The sequence below is a fragment of the Ruegeria sp. HKCCD6426 genome (genome assembly GCF_057221115.1).
This window is the reverse complement of record NZ_JBWVBF010000002.1, coordinates 665,689-684,084: the sequence shown is the minus strand read 5'-3', so window position 1 is coordinate 684,084 and position 18,396 is coordinate 665,689. Positions and strand designations below refer to the sequence as shown.

At 56.8% G+C, this 18,396-nt stretch carries 18 protein-coding genes; 8 read left to right on the top strand and 10 right to left on the bottom strand.

From position 1 onward, the window contains the following. From fliP to fliF, 4 genes are read right to left on the bottom strand one after another with little or no spacing between them, the layout of a single operon-like run. Positions 1-732, bottom strand: a complete 732-nt coding sequence (gene fliP / locus AC2TDA_RS08050; RefSeq protein ID WP_480877452.1) for a flagellar type III secretion system pore protein FliP — start codon at positions 730-732, stop codon at positions 1-3. After that, positions 729-1,016 carry a FliM/FliN family flagellar motor switch protein gene (locus tag AC2TDA_RS08045; protein WP_480845283.1) on the bottom strand — a complete coding sequence of 96 codons (288 nt, stop codon included), beginning with the start codon at positions 1,014-1,016 and terminating at the stop codon, positions 729-731. The genes fliP and AC2TDA_RS08045 overlap by 4 nt, the downstream gene beginning before the upstream one ends. After that, positions 1,009-1,605 (bottom strand): FliH/SctL family protein, encoded by a 597-nt coding sequence (locus tag AC2TDA_RS08040; RefSeq protein WP_480877453.1) that lies wholly within the window; start codon positions 1,603-1,605, stop codon positions 1,009-1,011. The genes AC2TDA_RS08045 and AC2TDA_RS08040 overlap by 8 nt, the downstream gene beginning before the upstream one ends. Then, a complete protein-coding gene (gene fliF, locus AC2TDA_RS08035; RefSeq protein ID WP_480877455.1) occupies positions 1,605-3,197 on the bottom strand; it encodes a flagellar basal-body MS-ring/collar protein FliF in 1,593 nt (530 codons plus the stop codon). The genes AC2TDA_RS08040 and fliF overlap by 1 nt, the downstream gene beginning before the upstream one ends. Before the next feature lie 119 nt (positions 3,198-3,316). Between fliF and AC2TDA_RS08030 the strand changes: the two genes are divergently transcribed. The 5 genes from AC2TDA_RS08030 to AC2TDA_RS08010 are packed head-to-tail and all read left to right on the top strand — an operon-like array spanning position 3,317 to position 7,974. Then, positions 3,317-3,814 carry a flagellar basal body-associated FliL family protein gene (locus AC2TDA_RS08030; RefSeq protein ID WP_480877457.1) on the top strand — a complete coding sequence of 166 codons (498 nt, stop codon included), beginning with the start codon at positions 3,317-3,319 and terminating at the stop codon, positions 3,812-3,814. Positions 3,815-3,823: 9 nt separating this feature from the next. Then, on the top strand, positions 3,824-4,315 hold the full coding sequence (locus AC2TDA_RS08025) for a hypothetical protein (protein WP_480877459.1): 492 nt from the start codon (positions 3,824-3,826) through the stop codon (positions 4,313-4,315). Continuing rightward, a complete protein-coding gene (locus AC2TDA_RS08020; protein ID WP_480877461.1) occupies positions 4,312-4,905 on the top strand; it encodes a MotE family protein in 594 nt (197 codons plus the stop codon). The genes AC2TDA_RS08025 and AC2TDA_RS08020 overlap by 4 nt, the downstream gene beginning before the upstream one ends. Before the next feature lie 46 nt (positions 4,906-4,951). Next, positions 4,952-5,821: a flagellar motor stator protein MotA gene (gene motA, locus AC2TDA_RS08015; protein ID WP_480877463.1), complete on the top strand. Its 870-nt coding sequence runs from the start codon at positions 4,952-4,954 to the stop codon at positions 5,819-5,821. Then, complete coding sequence (locus tag AC2TDA_RS08010) at positions 5,818-7,974, top strand: hypothetical protein (RefSeq protein WP_480877465.1); 2,157 nt, start codon at positions 5,818-5,820, stop codon at positions 7,972-7,974. The genes motA and AC2TDA_RS08010 overlap by 4 nt, the downstream gene beginning before the upstream one ends. 228 nt (positions 7,975-8,202) lie before the next feature. Here AC2TDA_RS08010 and AC2TDA_RS08005 read toward each other — a convergent pair whose 3' ends face one another. Further along, a complete protein-coding gene (locus AC2TDA_RS08005; RefSeq protein ID WP_480877467.1) occupies positions 8,203-9,564 on the bottom strand; it encodes an MmgE/PrpD family protein in 1,362 nt (453 codons plus the stop codon). Further along, entirely contained in the window at positions 9,561-12,005 is a 2,445-nt protein-coding gene (locus tag AC2TDA_RS08000) for a GcvT family protein (RefSeq protein WP_480877468.1), read from the bottom strand. The genes AC2TDA_RS08005 and AC2TDA_RS08000 overlap by 4 nt, the downstream gene beginning before the upstream one ends. A gap of 427 nt (positions 12,006-12,432) precedes the next feature. Here AC2TDA_RS08000 and AC2TDA_RS07995 point away from each other — a divergent pair, with 427 nt between their 5' ends. Beyond that, positions 12,433-12,762, top strand: coding sequence for a hypothetical protein (locus AC2TDA_RS07995; protein ID WP_480845271.1), 330 nt, complete (start codon positions 12,433-12,435; stop codon positions 12,760-12,762). A 15-nt stretch (positions 12,763-12,777) separates the two neighbouring features. Here AC2TDA_RS07995 and AC2TDA_RS07990 read toward each other — a convergent pair whose 3' ends face one another. After that, positions 12,778-13,278, bottom strand: a complete 501-nt coding sequence (locus AC2TDA_RS07990) for an ion channel (protein ID WP_480845270.1) — start codon at positions 13,276-13,278, stop codon at positions 12,778-12,780. 65 nt (positions 13,279-13,343) lie between these two features. Further along, positions 13,344-14,249: an oxygen-dependent tRNA uridine(34) hydroxylase TrhO gene (trhO, locus tag AC2TDA_RS07985; protein ID WP_480877471.1), complete on the bottom strand. Its 906-nt coding sequence runs from the start codon at positions 14,247-14,249 to the stop codon at positions 13,344-13,346. Positions 14,250-14,345: 96 nt separating this feature from the next. On the opposite strand from trhO, the gene pncA reads away from it, so the two are divergent. Next, complete coding sequence (gene pncA / locus AC2TDA_RS07980; protein WP_480845267.1) at positions 14,346-14,939, top strand: bifunctional nicotinamidase/pyrazinamidase; 594 nt, start codon at positions 14,346-14,348, stop codon at positions 14,937-14,939. Between the two features lie 3 nt (positions 14,940-14,942). On the opposite strand, the gene AC2TDA_RS07975 is transcribed toward pncA, so the two are convergent. Beyond that, a complete protein-coding gene (locus AC2TDA_RS07975) occupies positions 14,943-15,476 on the bottom strand; it encodes a hypothetical protein (RefSeq protein ID WP_480845266.1) in 534 nt (177 codons plus the stop codon). Positions 15,477-15,641: 165 nt separating this feature from the next. Here AC2TDA_RS07975 and pncB point away from each other — a divergent pair, with 165 nt between their 5' ends. Continuing rightward, complete coding sequence (pncB, locus tag AC2TDA_RS07970; RefSeq protein ID WP_480845265.1) at positions 15,642-16,934, top strand: nicotinate phosphoribosyltransferase; 1,293 nt, start codon at positions 15,642-15,644, stop codon at positions 16,932-16,934. 3 nt (positions 16,935-16,937) lie between these two features. Here the strand turns inward: pncB and AC2TDA_RS07965 are convergent, their stop codons facing one another. Then, positions 16,938-18,389 carry an aldehyde dehydrogenase family protein gene (locus AC2TDA_RS07965; protein WP_480877473.1) on the bottom strand — a complete coding sequence of 484 codons (1,452 nt, stop codon included), beginning with the start codon at positions 18,387-18,389 and terminating at the stop codon, positions 16,938-16,940. Between the last annotated feature and the right edge of the window lie 7 nt (positions 18,390-18,396).

The window sequence follows — 18,396 nt, the reverse complement described above, 5'->3', positions numbered from 1 at the left end:
TTACGGCGCGTAACTGCGAACCAGTGCCCCAGCTATCAGTGCCCAACCATCGGCAATCACGAAAAAAGCGAGCTTGAACGGCAACGATACCGTTGCTGGCGGCACCATCATCATGCCCATCGACATCAGGACGGCCGCCACAACCAGGTCGATGATCAGAAAAGGCAGGAAGATCAGGAATCCGATCTGAAAAGCCCGAGCAATTTCGGACAGCATGAATGAAGGCATCAGTACGGACAAAGGTGCCTGAGGCGACAATCGCATCGCCTCGCCATCCGGGCGCAGTGACGCCATGGCCTGAAACGTCTCTGTATCCAGACGAGCTGCCATGAATTCGCGAAATGGGATCAGGGCCCTTTCAAGTGCAGGCTCAACATCCAGGGTTTCGTCGACCAAGGGTTTAATGCCAGTGACCCAGGCCTCTGAAAACACGGGCTCCATGATGAAATACGTCAGAAACAGAGCGAGGCTGACGATCAGCATGTTGGGCGGTGACTGCTGTAACCCGATACCCTGCCGTAAGATCGCCAGCACCGTAATAAGGAATGGAAAACAGGTGATCATGATCGCAATCCCCGGTGCCAGGCTCAGCACTGTGATCAGCAAGATCAGCTGAATAGTCCGGGAGGAAATCGACCCCCCTTCACCCAGAGATAGCGACAACTCCTGCGCGGCTGCCACCGAAGGCAGCAAGAGCAGCGCCGCTGCCAACCAGGACAGATGGCGCATCATCCGATCCCGTTCTGCAAATCCGAAATCTCGGTCAAGCGCACTGCAAGCTGCCCTGCCTGGTCTCCTTCCAGTTCTTCCAGTAGGCCGCGAGCGACAAGTTGATCGCCGACATACAGATCCACCGGGTCCTCGATCCGCTTATCGAGCGTCAGAACGGCGTTTTCACCCATGTTCAGCAAATCGCGGATCAACGGACGAGCGCGGCCAACCGAGACGGTCACCTCAATCGGAACAGTCTCGAACGGGTTGGATTTCTCAGACTTGGGAGCTTGGGGATCACTCATTTGACAAAGCCTCTTTTGCTTCAAAAACATGGGCGTCGAATGCGCCGGAAATGGCGGTCAGCAACGCCTCGCAATCCACCTCAGACCTGGCGGTGCCGACCTGCAGCCTGGCCTGACCAGGCTGCAGTGCAGGATCTTCAACAACCCGAGCTTGCGCTGAAAAGTCATGCGGTATCAGTGGTTCAACCTGTTCTGCGGTTCCTGTGGGCACCAGTAAGAGCATCGGCTGCCCGATCTGGTCTTTTGCCATCTCGCACAGCTGAGCGACCAAACGCGGTCCAAAGCTCTGGTCCAAAATCTCAGGCAGGACGGTCTGAACGAGGCTCTGAAACATCGGCTCCAACGAGAGCGTCATGCGGGTTAGCGCCTCATGATAGGTAAAGGACAGGTCTGACAGCGTGCTGGACAGTTCGGCGCTTATTTGTCCACGCGCTTGTTCCTGCGCCTGAACGGCATCTTCCCAGCCGGCACCGTAACCGGCCTCGAATGCAGCAAGGCGCTGTTCCTCGAGCGCGTCATCATCCAACAGATGTATCGCTACGGCGCCAACCTGTACCGTGAAATCCTCGAGCAGGTGAGCAATGGACATCACACCTTCTCCTCGCTTTCTTCAAGCCAACTGCGCAGGATTTCGACGGTTTCCTCCTGTTTGTCGCCGATCATGGCGCGCAGGCGATCGACTGCATCTTCGCTTTGACGAGCCGTCACTGCAGGGACGTTCTGCTGGCTTTGGTTGGGTAGGGGCGTGAATTCCTGCGGGTCATCTGTGGCGATTTCCCCCACCAAAACGGACGAAGCGTCCGCCTGAGGTTGAGCGCCCGCAGGCAACAATGCGGGCATCGTTGCCGAATTCGTCAAGATAGGTCGGATCACAAACAGACCCAAAACAAGGGAAACAAGAGCCAATACTGTCATCTGGATCAACGCCATGGCGTCGAAATGGATCTTTTGCCACAGCGACGCAGCTACCAATGTGCCTTTCGGCTCAACCAGAGGCAGGTCCAGAGACTTCAGCGTAATCACATCTCCACGCTCAGCATCATAGCCAACGGCCGACGCCACGAGCTCCTCCAGCGCATCAAGCTCGGGCTGAGGTATCGGTTCAAAGACCTCCGCCCCGTCGACACCAACCGTACGCGTGCCGTTTACAAGAACAGCCACCGTCAGGCGTTTGATCGCTCCGGGTGCGCGATGCACCTCCAGCTCCGTTTCGGAAACTTCGTAATTTACCCGCTCACGGGTTTGAGTGGCAGTTGAGTTGGATTCATCACCTCCGGCGCCATCGCCATCTGGGAGGTTGGACGCAACAGTCACATCTGCAGACTGATTGCGCGCGCTGTCCGACCGTTCCTCGACATCCGTACTGATGGCAACGCGCCCCTTGGGATCAAAGCGCCGCTCCCGGATAGACTCAGTCTCGGTCACGGTATCCACGCTGACCTCAACAACCGCATTGCCCGCACCGACCCGCGCCTCGACTAGACGTAGCACGCGTTCGCGCAACTGTTTCGCCTTGTCATCCGACGTATCGGCAGCAACCGCGGTATCCTGCACGCCGATAACGGCGCCATTCGAATCGATGACCGTGACATTTTCGGGGGCCAGTCCACTGACCGCCGAGGCAACCAGGAACCGGATCGCCTTGGCCTGATCTCCGGTAATCTGAGCCCCCGAAGGCACCAGATAAACAGACGCCGTCGGGGCCACACTGCGCTGGAACGGATTCGACGATCCGTTAGCGATGTGTACGCGCGTCTGACTGATATGGTGACTGCCGACAATTGTACGTGCCAGCTCTCCTTCTTTTGCGCGCCAATAAGCTGCGTCAAACATCTGCGACGTGGTTCCGAAACCGCTTAGCGAATCCAGCAGCTCATATCCCCGGTTGCCATTCGCCGGCAGCCCTTCACTGGCCAACGTCATGCGCAGCTCGTCCCGCTGCCCGCCGGGTACATAGATAGACCCACCTTTGATCTCGTAAGGAACGCCACGCTGATCCAGCGAACGCACGATGTCCCCGGCAGCACCGCTTTCCAACCCTGCATAAAGCAGCGTCATCGAGGGCGCCGTCGCGATCCGCGACATGGCGAGAACGCCCAGAAACACCAGCGCAACGGCACCAGCCACTATGATTTGTTTGCGCCTGTCCAAACTTGCCCAGACAGCTCCGATCTGCTGCACGCTCACCTCCGACTCGCCGACTTTCTGTGCGGCTCATCCTTTGTTTGAACGATTGCCCTTAACAATCGGTTAGTCCCTGCGGGGTTATGACATTTGTCGAACGCAAGGATGAGGACGTCATGACCGACGCAACAGTCGAAGAGGCAGAAGCCCCTAAGAAATCAGGGAAAAAGGGTATAATCATTGCGATGATTCTGGCCATCGCAGGCGCGGCGATCGGGTTTTTCCTTACCAGCTCTGGCCTATTGCCAATCGGAGGCAAAGCCATGTCGAAAGAGGCTGCGGAAATGGACCAGAGCATATCTCCAGACGCCTTGCCCAATGTCGGATTCGTCGACCTGCCGCCGGTAATCATCTCGGTCAATGCCGGTGATTCTCGCCATCTGAAGTTCCATGCCCAGCTTGAGGTGAATACTGACTATGTCGCGGACATTGAAAAGCTGCTGCCGAGAATCATGGATGTTCTGAACGGCTACCTCCGCGCGGTTGAACTGAGCGATCTTGAGGATTCGCTGGCTCTGGTCCGCATCCGGGGGCACCTGCTGCGGCGTATTGGAATTGTGGTCGGCGAGGGGCGCGTACGTGACGTCTTGGTTATGGAATTCGTGTTGAACTAGGAGGCGAAGTTGGAACTGATAGCCGATATTCTGCTGGTCGCCGGCGCACTTGGCGCAGGTCTCTATTGTTTTGTTCTGGCAAGGCGCTTGAAGCGGTTTACCGACCTTGAAAGAGGCGTAGGCGGGGCTGTTTCGGTCCTCTCTGCGCAGGCGGATGAGCTGAAAGGTTCGTTGGAATCCGCTCGCGCAGCGTCCGATCAATCCGGGAAGTCACTGCTGGACCTAACCGAGCATGCGGAAAAGGTTGCGCAGAAGCTGGAACTGATGATGGCGTCGATGCATGACGTCATCCCCGATGAGCAAGCACAAAAGAGCACATCGCAAGAGCCCGTGGAGGACCTGAAGGAAAAGGTCGAAGAGCCAGATGGAGAGGAACCCGCTACGGTCGAGATTGCCACAGAGCATGGTGCAGACAAGGGTTCTGCGTCGGAGGAAGCCAAAGCACCGGAAGGGATCATGTTTTTCCGCCACGCGCGTGTGCAAGGCGGAGCGGCACAATGATCAAAGCCCCCTCACGCACAAGGCCAAAACGGCCACGTGGCGGCGTTCTGACAGTGATATCTCTGCTCATGATTGGATCGGCAGCCATTCGTCTGGGAGTGGAAGCAGGTCCGGCACTGGCCCGCAGCGCCGAGCCCATTGCAGCCCCGACCCGAAAGCCCTCTGCGGAAGGGACCACACCGGCAGAATTGCAGGTGCTGTTGACTGCCCTACTCCGTCGTGAGGAGGACTTGAACCGCCGCGAAGCAACTCTTTTGGACCAGGAGAAGGCGCAGGAGATCGCAAAGCGCGCCATCGAAAGCCGCCTGACCGCGTTGCTGGAAGCGGAAGAGTCGCTGCGCGAAACACTGGCAATTGCCGACAAAGCCGCAGAATCCGACCTGACCCGGCTCACGGATGTTTATCAGAATATGAAGCCCAAGGATGCTGCGGATTTGTTCGAGACGATGGACCCCGTGTTCGCAGCCGGTTTCTTGTCACGTATGCCACCCGATGCAGCCGCGGGCGTGATGGCCGGGCTCAGCCCCGAAGCGGCCTATACGATTAGCGTTGTGATGGCCGGGCGCAATGCCCTGGCACCTGAGGAGTAGCTCAGATGCTCCGCCAATCCATTCTTCGAAACGCTGGAGATCTCCCATGATCGGAATCATTGGAATTGCCTTTATCTTCGTCATGGTCTTCGGCGGTTACCTCGCCGCTGGGGGAAAGATGGCGATCATCATGAAATCGTTGCCTTTTGAGATGATGATGATCGGCGGTGCGGCTATTGGCGCCTTCCTGATCAGCAATGACATGAGTGCTGTTAAACACACCGCCAAAGACATGGGCAAAGTGTTCAAAGGCCCGAAATGGAAACCTGAAGATTATCGGGATCTGCTGTGCCTGCTGTTTTCGCTGATCCGTATAGCGCGCACTAACCCTGTTGAGGTGGAACAGCATGTCGAAGATCCTCAATCCTCGGCCCTGTTTTCGGCTTACCCCAAAATTCAGGCCGACAAAGAGGCAGTGGACCTGATCTGCGACACCCTGCGTTCGGCCTCGATGAATTACGATGATCCTCACCAGGTCGAAGAGGTTCTGGAAAAACGGATGGACGCGAATTTCCATCACGCCATGCATTCCAGCCATGCGTTGCAAACTGTAGCAGACGGGTTGCCGGCACTTGGAATTGTGGCGGCCGTGTTGGGGGTCATCAAGACGATGGGTTCGATTGATCAGCCTCCGGAAGTTTTGGGGAAACTCATTGGCGGTGCCTTGGTCGGTACATTCCTCGGCGTGTTTCTGGCCTATGGTCTGGTTGGACCTTTCGCGGGAAAGCTCAAGGCCGTGGTAGAGGAGGACAACCATTTTTATCAATTGATCAAAGAGGTTCTGGTCGCAAATCTCCACAACCATAATGCTGCAATGTGCATTGAGGTAGGCCGCCAGAACACCCCTACCCACAATCGCCCTAGATTCTCGGAACTTGAGGATGCACTAAAAGAACTGAAGCAGGCGGCCGCATGACACGCGTCTTCCTCCTGACCTTAGTCCTGATTGTTCTGGCATCGGGCACTATGGCGCAATCCGTCAGCGTGCGGTCCGGCGAACATGACGGATTCACGCGTCTTGTGGTTCAGGTTCCCCCGGGCACTGGTTGGGATTTGACGCCGCAGCCCAACGGTGCGCGCCTGTCGTTGGCCATTGAAGGCGCAGAGTTCGAAACCCGTTCTGTCTTTAACCGTCTGTCCGAGGGGCGGCTGACGTCTTTGTCTCAGTCCGAACCCGGCGCGGCGCTTGAAATGGTCTTTGGGTGTGAGTGTATCGCCAAGGCCTTTTTGCACCGCCAGACAATGGTCGTCGTGGATATTGCGCCGGGTAAATACGCGCCACCTCCTGAAACCGCAGCCCTCCCGCCAATTTTGCCGGGAAGGGGCGGCGGCGGGCGCAAGACCGAGCCACCAAAATCCCTGCGCTCGGATCTCTCGGTCTTGTTGCTGCAGACAAAGCGTCGTGGATTTGAAACCCAATTGATGTCGCGGATCTTGCAAGGGTCCGACCGAGAGGTCGTTGATTTGGATCTGGCCGGTGTCGGCACGCGGCAGTCGGGATACTTTGGGCCGACACAGATTCCCGTTGAACTGCCGCGCAACCTGAAGGTTTCGTCGATTCTGGATGAGTTTTCAGGGTCAAAAAAATCTCCGTTGCAGCAAGTTGACACACGGCCAACCTGCATCGCGAACGCAGAGTTGGGGTTTGAAAACTGGTCGGATTCTCGACCTTTCCCGCAACAAGTGGCCGAGTTGAGAACTAGCTTGTTCCAGGAATTTGACCGGCTGGACACGACAAGAGCGGAAATGCTGGCAAAACTCTATACCTACTATGGCTTTGGCGCCGAGGCGGTTCAGGTATTGAAACTGGCTCCTCAGCGTATCGAGACATGGGACCGGATCGAGGCGATTGCACGGATAATGGACGGCCAGAAGGCAGTCAGTCCGAACCCATTCGCGGATCAGCAGCGTTGCGGAGGCGACGCAGCTTTTTGGGCATTGTTGTCGGAAGGCCGTTTGACTGCGGATGACCAGTCAAACGCAATCGAGCATTCCTTTGCTCGTCTTCCCCCTCACTTGAAACACCATCTGGGACCGATCCTGTCCGATACATTCGTAGAAGCCGGAAAGCTGGAGGCATCGCGACGTGTATTGCGGGCGATCAAACGGCTTGATGGGAATGATCGGCCTGAACTGGCATTGGCCAACGCTGGCGTGGCGGCAGCCGAAGGAGACAGCGAACAAACCGACTACTTTTTGACCGCGGCAGCGACGGCCCCGGACGCTACCATAGAAGCGCCCCTTGCGCTGGCTCGTTTGATCGACAAAAGATGGTCCGATCGAGGTGCGATTACGGGACAGGAACTGGATCTTGCAGCGGCTTATGCGGTTCAGTTTCGTAGATCAGAGATTGGTCCCATGATGGCCCGCGCGCATGCGGTGGCCTTAGGTCTTAATCAGGAATTTGAAGCCGCAATGAAACAAGTTCCGTCATCCCCGAATGACAAGGGTTGGCGCAGAACGCACAATCAAATCTTGCTACTTCTGGCCGAGCGCGCGGACGACGTGACTTTTCTGAGTCACGTATTGAGCCTTTCGGAAGAACGGCGTGAAGCCATGAAGACGGATACAGCCATTTCCCTTTCTGAACGTCTGACAAGTTTGGGATTTGCAAAGCTTGGGTTTACCCTGGCGAACCGGAAAACGGACAACGCGCGCCGCTTGGACAGATCTCACCTTCGTGCCCGTGCGTCACTACATCAGGCGCGACCGCGACAAGCCTTGTTGGAGCTATCCGGGGATAACTCGGAGGCCGCCCAACGTATACGGGCGCAGGCGCTCGTGGTCAGTCAGGATTTTGCCGGCGCGGCGATGGTTCTGAAAGATATCGGCGAAACCACTGAAGCCGACCGAAACTTCTGGCGGGCAGGGTTGTTGGAGAACACCGAGAGTGATGCCTCAGGAATGTACAGCGCTCTGGCCAAATTGAGTCTATTGCTGGAAAAACCGGTTGATCGCCAGCCAGATAAGCCGATGGCCGATGCGATGGAATTGTTGCAGGATAGCGCGACTGTTCGAAGGAAAATCGGCGAATTGTTCGCCATTCTGGGCGAAGATACAGCTGATTAGATAGCAGGAAACGTTCTTAGAATCCGCCGAAATCAAAAGCTGATCGCAATCCAAGCCAGTTCGGCATTCCTCGTAAAACTTGGGGGCACGGTGCGTTCTTTTGGAAGTTCTGTTCGGTGTCGCACCAGCAATTTTTCGCGGAAAGTCCGGCGCACAGCCCAAACAAACTACTAGTTTCTGAAACAGTGAAAACAGACACTAACGCTGGCTTTTTGACAAGTAACCGGCTTAGGCGCTTCGTCCTTCCGGCGGATCGAAAAGCAGCTTCGATAACTCGGAATACCGTGCGTTCGTCTCAACAAGCCCAAGGATAGCTGCCTCGATCTTGTCCGCACGCGTCTCACCGATGAAAGGAACCGAGAATTCCTTGAACTTCTCGACAATTTCCTGCCGGCTAAACGGCACGTCGGGGCCGCCTCGGGCATTCAGATCTCCAGAACGAAGGTTCCGACCATCTTTGGTGATAATTTGGACATCGGCCCAACGTCCTTGCGGGAAACGCGCGTTGTGGCGGTCACTTTCGGCGACTTGAATGCGCTTGATCAGGTCTGCAACAACCGGATCTGACAGGCCTGTTCCTGAAATATGCTCGACACCAATTCGACCGTGAATTGTTTGAACCGCAACAGCGAATGGCAAGGAATACTGTGCCTGGGATGTGGTTTCCGGCAGGCCCGGAAACAAGCAGGCGGCTTCGTGGAAACTGTTGATTTGAATGCTTTCAATCTGCTGGTGGCTCAGGTCGTGCTGCCGCATCAAAAGCCGGGCGCCGTCTATGGCCGCATGAGCCCATCGGCAGATCGGATAGGGTTTCACATACTGCTGACTCATCTGCCAGACTGTGCCCAGATCGTCCCAGAAGGGAGCTGCACGATCTTCTTCTATAGTAATCGCCGGCGCACCGGTGAATCCGCGTTCTGCTAGAATTGCAGCCGACATGCCCGCCAAGGCACCCCAACCTGATCCGTCATGCAACATGGTAGGATTGGAGATCTCGCGCATCATCTGACTGCGCGGTCCGTGATACTCCGCAATACCAAAAGCCTGACGCAGCTGATCAGGCGAAAAACCACGCAGCCGCGCGGCCATGGCCGCAACCCCCAGTGCATTCCAAGCACCCGAAGTGTGGTAATCACTGACGGTAGCGTGCAACGCCAGACCCGCGCGTCCAGCAATCTCATACCCGGTTATCACCGCAGATAGCGCGTCGCGACCGGTCAGATCAGGGCAATGCTCGGCCAGTGCTGCAAGGGCAGGTACCACGACCACGCCGATATGGCCTTTGGTCGGATTGAAGCCGTCATGGGCGTCGAGATTATCAGTCTGGGTCGCGGCCGCGTAAGCAGCGCCGGCCAGACTGACCGTGCGGCCGTCAAACAACATGCGCGCGCTGTAAGTCGGGTCGGAGCTGGCATAAAGTGACGCCGCCGTTTCGCGGGCAATAACTCCTGCCTCCATCGGACCTGCAGCGATCAGAACACCCATCGTGTCCAGCAACATCAGCGCGGCTGCCTCGTGGGCGCTGTCGGGCATCTCGTCAGCAGGACGGGACAGCGTGAATTCTGCGACGCGATCAAAAGTGCTGGTCATTCGGCTGTTTCCATCTGAGCGGTTGAGATTCCCCTAAGACGGTTTCCTTTCGGGTCGAATGGCGCGTTTGAGAGGATCTTGGCTGTGTGTGGTTTTCCGAGGATGAATATCTCGACGGTGTCACCTGGTTGTGCTGCGTTCGGATCGGCATAGCCGATGGCAAGGGATTTACCTACCGAATAGCCATAAGCGCCAGAGGTCACGCGGCCTACAGGCTTTCCGTCGGCAGTAAAGATCGGCTCGCCGCCGGTCGCGTCTGCGTTGTCCTCTTCAACTTCAAAGATCGACAACACCTCGCGCGGTGCGTTGTCCTTGACCGCCAGATACGCCTCCTTGTGCAGGAAGTCTTTGTCGAGCTTGATCAGCCCGGACAATCCGACCTCTTGCGGCCAGTATTCCTGTGAATACTCGCGACCCCACGATCCATAACCCTTCTCGATCCGCAGCGAACCCAAAGCTCGGCCCCCAACCGGACCGCCGTCAAATCGTCTTACAGTCTCCAATAGCGCGGAATAGAGCCTGATCTGGTCTTCTTCGACGCAATGAAGCTCCCATCCCAGATCACCGGAAAAGCTGACTCGGATCGCCAGGCAAGTGACGCCGGCAACTTCGATGGTTGACGAGCGCATGAATCGGAACGCCTCGTTCGACAAATCTGCGTTGGTCAACTGTTGCAGGGCATCCCGCGCCCTTGGACCAGCGACGTTGAAGCCCGCGATGCGATTGGTGGCGACCTCGAGCGTTGTGCCTTCCGGCAGCTTCACCATGTTGAAGAACCGCTGATGGTAACGCTCGGCCATACCGGACCCGATCATCATGTATTCGTCTTCGGCCACCTTGGTGATCGTGAAATCACCGGCCACCCCGCCACGCACTGAAATCAGCGGCGTCAGGCACGAGCGTCCTACCTCGGTCGGCACCCGGTTTGCGACGAGGGCTTCCAGCCAGTCATGGGCACCCGGTCCCTTGATCGTGTAATTGGCGAAATTCGAGATATCGATGACACCAACATGTTCGCGCAGCATTCGGACCTCCCGCCCGACGGGTTCCCACCAGTTCTGGCGAGTGAAGCCGTTGGTCTCAACCGTGCCGGGTTGATCTGCGAACCATAGCGGGTGCTCCCAACCGCAGTTCAGGCCGAAGACGCAGCCCATGTCCTGCTGCATCCGGTAGGCGGGCCGCACGCGCGCGGGGCGACCTGCGCTGCGTTCCTCGTTTGGGAAGTGAATCGCGAACCGGTGTGTATAGGCATCTTCGACACGTGCCTTGGTGAAGGCCTTATCAGCCCAGTCGCCGAAACGGGCCAGATCCCACGCGAACATGTCGTATTGCGGCTCGCCCTCGATCATCCACTGCGCGGCCAGCAGGCCCAGACCGCCGGATTGCGAGAAACCGGGGATGATGCCGGTACAGCAGAAGTAATTCTTCAGCTCTGGCACTGGCCCCCAGATTGCGTTCGAATCCGGCGACCAGATCATCGGGCCGTTGATCACCCGTTTGACGCCGGCCGTGGCAGCGGCCGGCACCCTTTCAGTGGCACGAATGACGTTTTCCATGATCCGGTCCAGATCGTCGGGGAACAGGTCATGGGCAAAGTCCAGCGGTGTTCCGTCTTCGGCCCAGAACCGCATGTCCTTCTCATAGGCGCCGATTAACAGACCGTTGCCTTCCTGGCGGAAGTAATACTCGCCGTCTCGGTCGGCGATGGACGGCAAGCGACGGCCTAGGCTTGCGACCTCATCAATTGCTTCGGTGACGAAATACTGATGCTCAGTCGGTTGCAACGGCAGTTCGATCCCGGCCAAAGCCGCGACTTCGCGCCCCCAGAGACCGCCCGCATTGACCACCCATTGCGCGTGAATGTCGCCCTTCTTTGTGCGAACGATCCATGACCCATCGGGCTGCTGATCAGTCCCTATTACGGGGCAAAACCGCTCGATCGTGGCGCCCATTGCCCGTGCCCCCGCGGCATAGGCCATGGTCACGCCGGACGGATCGACATTGCCGCCATCGGGTTCATACATGATGCAGCGAATGTCATCGAACTGCGCCAACGGGTGCAGCTCTTTCGCCTGCGCGCGGCTGATTTCATAGAAGTTCAGACCATAGAACTTTGCCTTCGCCTCTTGCAGGCGCAATTGGTGCTCGCGATCTTCGGTCTGCGCCAAATAGAGCGATCCGGGCTGAAAAACGCCGCAACCCTGCCCGGTTTCTTTCTCCAGCTCTTTGTACAGATTCATCGTGTAGTGCTGGATGCGCGTCACGTTGTTGTTGTCATGCAGCCCGTGAATGTTCGCCGCTGCATGCCAGGTCGAACCGCTGGTCAGTTCATCCCGTTCCAGCAAAACAACATCGCGCCAGCCCAGCTTTGCAAGATGATACAGGATTGAACAGCCGACCAGACCGCCTCCAATCACTACCGCCTGCGCATGGGTTTTCATGGGTTCTCTCCTGAATGCATCCATTTCCGAAAGTCAGCCACAGACCGCACCCCACTGATGCTCTGTTCCCGACGCGAAATGTCGGGAACAGAGCATGAATGGCCGGAAGTGAAACAAACACGACGGGCTGGTCTTCTTCGAATGGGTGTTCTGCCAGTCTATCCCAGCGCGCCATGAGCGGAGCACCGCCGCTTGTGCCATCGGGCGCGAAGATATGACCGACCGTGGGTTGAATTATCGGAAGATCACTCATTGATAGGTATTGAGCGCGTGGAAAACGCGCCGTTGTTGGCCGCGTGACGGTGGGACAAGTTGGATTGAGAATGGCGCGACAAGTGCCTCCGCCAGCTGAAATCTTGAAAAAGTTCCTAAAATGTTCTATATTTGTTCCACAAGGTGTCGCAGGTGGAACGGAGGTTTTCGAGCTATGGCCAACGCAGCCCGTCAAAGCTGGTTCGATGCACCCAGCAACGATTACTACCTTCTTCCGGTCACGGATCGGCAGATGCGATATGCCCGCGCAATCGCACAACAATCGGCCCTGGAAATTCCGGTCGAGGCGCAGCGCGATCGCAAGTCTATGTCAGACTGGATTTCGGCGCACAAACCGCAGGACACGTCGCCCTTTTCCAATTACCCGACCGGCAAACAAGTCGCCTTCGCCGAGCGGATTTCCCGCAGCAAACGCCGCCCGATTCCAAGCGAGTGTTTTCGCGATAAACAGATGATGTCACAATGGATCGATCTGAATAAATAGCCCCGGTTTAGAGCCTTATTTGCCGTGATTGCGAGCGTAGAGGGCGACCGCAGCAGCGACAAACATGCCCAGCAGGATATACCCTGTCACGGCTTCGGCCACGGCCAACCCACGGCACAAGCCTGTAGGTGACATGTCGCCATATCCGACCGTGGTGAAGGTGACGTACGAGAAATACAAGATGTCGGCCGGTCCATGAGCGCCGATGACACAATGCTCGTTATACCCGAACGCGCCATAAACGGCTGCGAACAGGAAAGGTACAACCTGGATGAAGGACACTCCCATCAGGAACAATAGCCGTCGTGGCGATTCCACCTGGGTCATGTAGTACCAGGACTGTGACACGATCCAGATTACCAAACCCACCGCGGCGATTGTGCCGATCGTGTCCCCAGCGGTGGCTTCGCTAAGCCGCGACAGCCCGAACCACGCAAGAAAACTGGCCAGAACCAGCCCGAGTGCCGCCAAAAAGGTCGATTTCCATTCTTCCAAGGTTCTGGGCTCGTGGGACATTAACGATCCATCATGCTGGTTTGCGTGGGATCATCCGGTTTCCTGCACCAGCCTGCAAGCCGAAATCAATCCGAACCCAGATGCTCGTTCCCTCGCGAACGCGCCAACAGAATTTGCTTTTGCCGTTCGCGGAACCGCATCTTATCCGCCTCGGAGGTTTCATTGATGCATTGGTGACAAGACACGCCATGCTCGTATTCCGAGCGTTTCATGTCTTCGGGCAGGATCGGACGACGGCAGCCATGGCACAGTTTATGCGGCCCCTCAGTCAAGCCATGACCAACCGAGACGCGATTGTCGAACACGAAGCACTCGCCTTGCCACGTACTGTCTTCTTCAAGCATTTCCTCGAGATACCGCAGAATGCCACCTTTCAGGTGATAGACATCCTCGACCCCCTGCCCCAGCAGATAGTTCGTCGACTTCTCACACCGTATTCCGCCGGTACAAAACATGGCGACACGTTTGTTGTGAAACCGGTCTTTATTGGCCTCCCACCAGGTGGGAAATTCACGAAAACTGCCAGTATTAGGATCTATCGCACCTTCAAAAGTACCAACGGCCACTTCATAGTTATTACGTGTGTCGATCACCACTACGTCGTCCGAGCGGATCAGATCATTCCAGTCCTCGGGCTCGACGTAATGGCCTACGCTGGCGCGTGGATCGATATCCGGCTGGCCCATCGTTACGATCTCTTTTTTCAGACGTACTTTCATCTTGCCGAATGGAGGGTGTTCGGAAGTGGCTTCTTTCCAATCCAACCCGTCGCATCCGGGCAAGGCGCGGATATGTGCCAGAACCGCGTCAACTCCTGCGCGTGGGCCGGCTATCGTGCCGTTGATCCCCTCATGCGCCAACAGCAGCGTGCCCCTGACGGACTGCGCGCGACACAGGGCCAACAGCCCGGGACGCAAAGCTTCAGGGTCCGAAAACCGGGTGAAATGGTATAGTGCGGCAATCATGTACATGGGCGCGATTTAAGACCCGCGCGGATCAGACGCAAGAGAGCGGATTGACGACCACTGCCCCTCCCCATACCGATAGACCTTATACAGGAGGCCTCCATGACCCATGCTCTGATCGTTATCGACGTCCAGAATGACTTCTGCCCCGGCGGAGCCCTGGCCGTATCTGGAGGGGATCAGATTGTTGCCCCGATCAATGAGATGATGGACCAGTTCGACGCCGTCATCCTGACGCAGGACTGGCACCCGGCGGGTCATACCTCGTTCGCAAGTTCGCATCCGGGCAAGGCTCCGTTTGAGATGACCGAGATGTCCTATGGCCCGCAAGTGCTGTGGCCCGACCATTGCGTTCAGGGAACTGAAGGCGCAGCGTTTCACCCAGACTTGCGCACGGATGCCGATCTGATCCTGCGAAAAGGGTTTCGCAGCGCTATCGACAGCTATTCCGCGTTCTTTGAGAACGACCGGGAAACCCCCACAGGCCTCAAAGGCTATCTGGATACGCGCGGGATCCGACAACTGACACTGGTTGGGTTGGCCACCGACTTCTGTGTGTATTACTCGGCTGTGGACGCTACCCTGCTGGGCTTTGACGTGACGGTCAATATGGCCGCCTGCCGTGCAATCGACATGGACGGGTCGCTGGCCGCAGCAGAGCAAGCGATGCGCGCGGCTGGTGTATCGCTAGTTTAGCGGTTAAGGCGCCGCGCCGCGTTCGGCCAAGTATTTCAGGACAATAAACAGAATAACTGCCGTCGCCAGTGCAAAGCCGACGCGTCCAACGACCGTCCGGCGCTCTGGCGGTGCGCTGACTGGCTGCTGAAGCTTTGGCAGTTTTTCTGGCTTGCCGTTTACACGCACCTCACCAGGCTTTGCAGTCCTGACATGATGCAGGAACTCCCAGAAATCGAACTCACCGCAATATTCACCCTGCAGGCCCATGTTTCTGATATTCGTGAACAACCGCCTGAGAATGCGATCACGATCAACTGAATCTTCGGGCGGGTAATAGCCGCGGCGCCCACCGCCATTGCGCGTTTCCAGGCTGAACCCGGATTCCAGGAAGATCCTGCGAATCTTGGGCGACGCCGATCGCAATGCCTGAGCGGTGTGGAAATCCCGAAACAACGCGCGCACCGGTCGCGTGCCGGTCATGGCCGCAAACCCATGTTCCGGGTCAACTTCGTCAGGTGCAATCGCAACTATGTCAAAATCGTACTCAAGACCCATTCACAAAACTTAACCTTTTCTACCATCCCCACCCCCTCACTAAATGGTGAAGAGAACTCATAATAAGCCCGCAATGTGACTTGACCTTGGCATTGTTACCAATTTGGCGACTCTTGCCAATCACCGCTTCGATTGATCTAACAACGGAAATCGCAGGAGCTCCTCATGGTCGACATCGCGACGCGTGTGTACAATCATAAATGGAAAATAGACCCAATTATCAGGTCTTTAATCGACACGGACTTCTACAAACTGCTGATGTGCCAGTCAGTGTTTCGAAATAAGCCTCAAACCGATGTTGTTTTTTCGCTGATTAACCGTTCGAATCACGTCCCGCTGGCCCACCTGATCGACGAAGGAGAGCTGCGCGAACAGCTTGACCACATTCGATCACTCAGCCTCAGCCGAGGCGAAAGCACATGGCTGCGTGGCAACTTGTTCTACGGCAAAAGACAGATGTTTCGCTCGGATTTCATGGAGTGGTTCGAAAATCTGCGCCTTCCGCCCTATCACCTTGAACGCAAGGGAGATCAGTATGAACTGACTTTTGAGGGTAAGTGGCACGAAGTCATGTTGTGGGAAATCCCGGCATTGGCCGTTCTGATGGAGCTGCGGTCACGTGCGGTGTTGAACGACATGCGCAGGTTCGAACTACAGGTACTCTATGCCCGTGCGATGACACGGGTTTGGGAAAAGATCGACCAGCTGCGCGATGTCGAAGGTCTCAGCATCGCGGATTTCGGCACTCGGCGCCGACACTCCTTCCTGTGGCAGGACTGGTGCGCGCAGGCGATGATTGAAGGATTGGGATCGGCCTTTACAGGAACATCCAATTGCCTGATCGCCATGCGGCGCGAGGTCGAGGCAATCGGTACAAACGCACACGAACTGCCTATGGTCTATTCCGCCTTGGCCGAAACAGACGCGGAGCTTGAGCGCGCGCCCTATGACGTTCTCAGCGACTGGCATGAAGAGCATGATGGCAATCTGCGTATCATTCTGCCGGATACCTACGGCACCAAGGGTTTTCTGGACAACGCACCCGACTGGCTGGCCGGATGGACCGGCATCCGTATCGACAGCGGAGACCCGGCTACCGGTGCAGAAATCGCAATCGACTGGTGGAATTCACGGGGCGAGGACCCGCTACAAAAACGGATCATCTTCTCGGACGGCCTGGACGTGGGCAAAATTCGCGAACTGCACGCCCAATTCTCCAATCGGACAAAGGTGTCCTTTGGTTGGGGAACGTTGCTTACCAATGATTTCAGGGGGCTGGTTCCCAAAGATGCGCTCGCGCCGTTTTCGCTGGTGTGCAAGGCAGTGTCGGCCAATGGGCGGCCAACCGTCAAACTGTCGGACAACCCGGAAAAAGCCATGGGCCCGGCTGACGAAATAGCGCGATACAAAAAAGTGTTCGGTGTCGGCGAACAAGAAGCGTTCGAAGTAATCGTCTAAGGTCTACCCATGATACGCAGCGACCGTTTTTAGCTGAGAAAAACCATAAAGCGCCTCGAACCCCTTTTCGCGGCCATGACCGGATTTTCCGACACCACCAAAAGGCAGCTCAACACCGCCGCCTGCACCGTAATTGTTGATGAAGACCTGCCCCGAATGCAGGCGTTTCGCCAGCCGCATCTGCCGGGCGCCGTTGCGGGTCCAGATACTGGCGACAAGGCCATAATCGGTACTATTTGCTATAGTTAGAGCCTGTTCTTCGGTTTCGAACGGTATCAGAACCTGAACCGGACCGAATACCTCGTCCCTTGCCAACACGTGATCGGACGGGACATCAGAAAACAATGTCGGGCGTACATAAGCACCTGCGTCCGGAGCCTGTTCCACGATCTGCCCTTGTGCGGTTATGGTAAGGTCGGATCCTTTCTCGACAAAGCTGGTCACGATCTGTTTCTGACGCTCGGAAATCAGCGGGCCAACGCGCAGATCCTGAATCGCCGGGCCTACAGTAAGTTGCGCATAGGCTTCAGACATCATTGCTTTTACCTGCTCGTACACGCCGCGTTGCACAAGAATGCGCGAAGAAGCTGAACAGGTTTGCCCCGCGTTCTGAATGCCTGCGTTCACCAGAAATGGCAAAGCGGCCTCAAGATCGGCATCGTCAAAGACCAGTTGTGGCGATTTTCCACCCAGTTCCAGTGTTACCGGTACAACATTGCGCCCCGCCGCCTGCTGCACCAGCACGCCCGTCGCCACCGATCCGGTGAAAGATACATGATTGACGCCAGGATGCCCCGACAAAGCCGCGCCTGCCTCAGTTCCCAGTCCGGGAACGACGTTCAACGCACCAGCAGGCAATCCTGCCTCGACTGCAAGATGGGCAAAGGCCAACGCTGTAAGACAAGCCTCCTCAGCTGGTTTCAACACGCAGGCATTGCCCATCGCCAGCGCCGCCCCGACCGAGCGGCCGATGATCTGCATCGGATAGTTCCACGGCACGATATGGCCCGTCACCCCGTGTGGTTCGCGCAGAGTGTACACCGTGTACCCATCCAGATAGGGAATCGTTTCCCCCATCACTTTGTCTGCGGCACCCCCGTAAAACTCGCAGTACCGCGCCAATGCCAACGCGTCGGCGCGGGCCTGCGTCAACGGTTTGCCGACATCCATTGCTTCGATCAAAGCCAAGTCGTCGACACGCTCCAGCACCAGCTGCCCCAGACGCGACAGGACGCGACCCCGCTCCAAAGAACTCATACGACCCCATTCGCCATCCAGCGCTGATCGGGCAGCATGTACGGCCAACTCGACATCCTTTGCCCCGCCACGCGCAATCTGGCAAATCTCCGTTCCATCCGACGGGTTTACCAAAGGCAGAGTCGCAGAGGACTTGGGTTTAACCCATGCCCCACCGATCAGGCACAGGCTGGGATCGAACCAAAGAGGGTGAGACATGAGATGC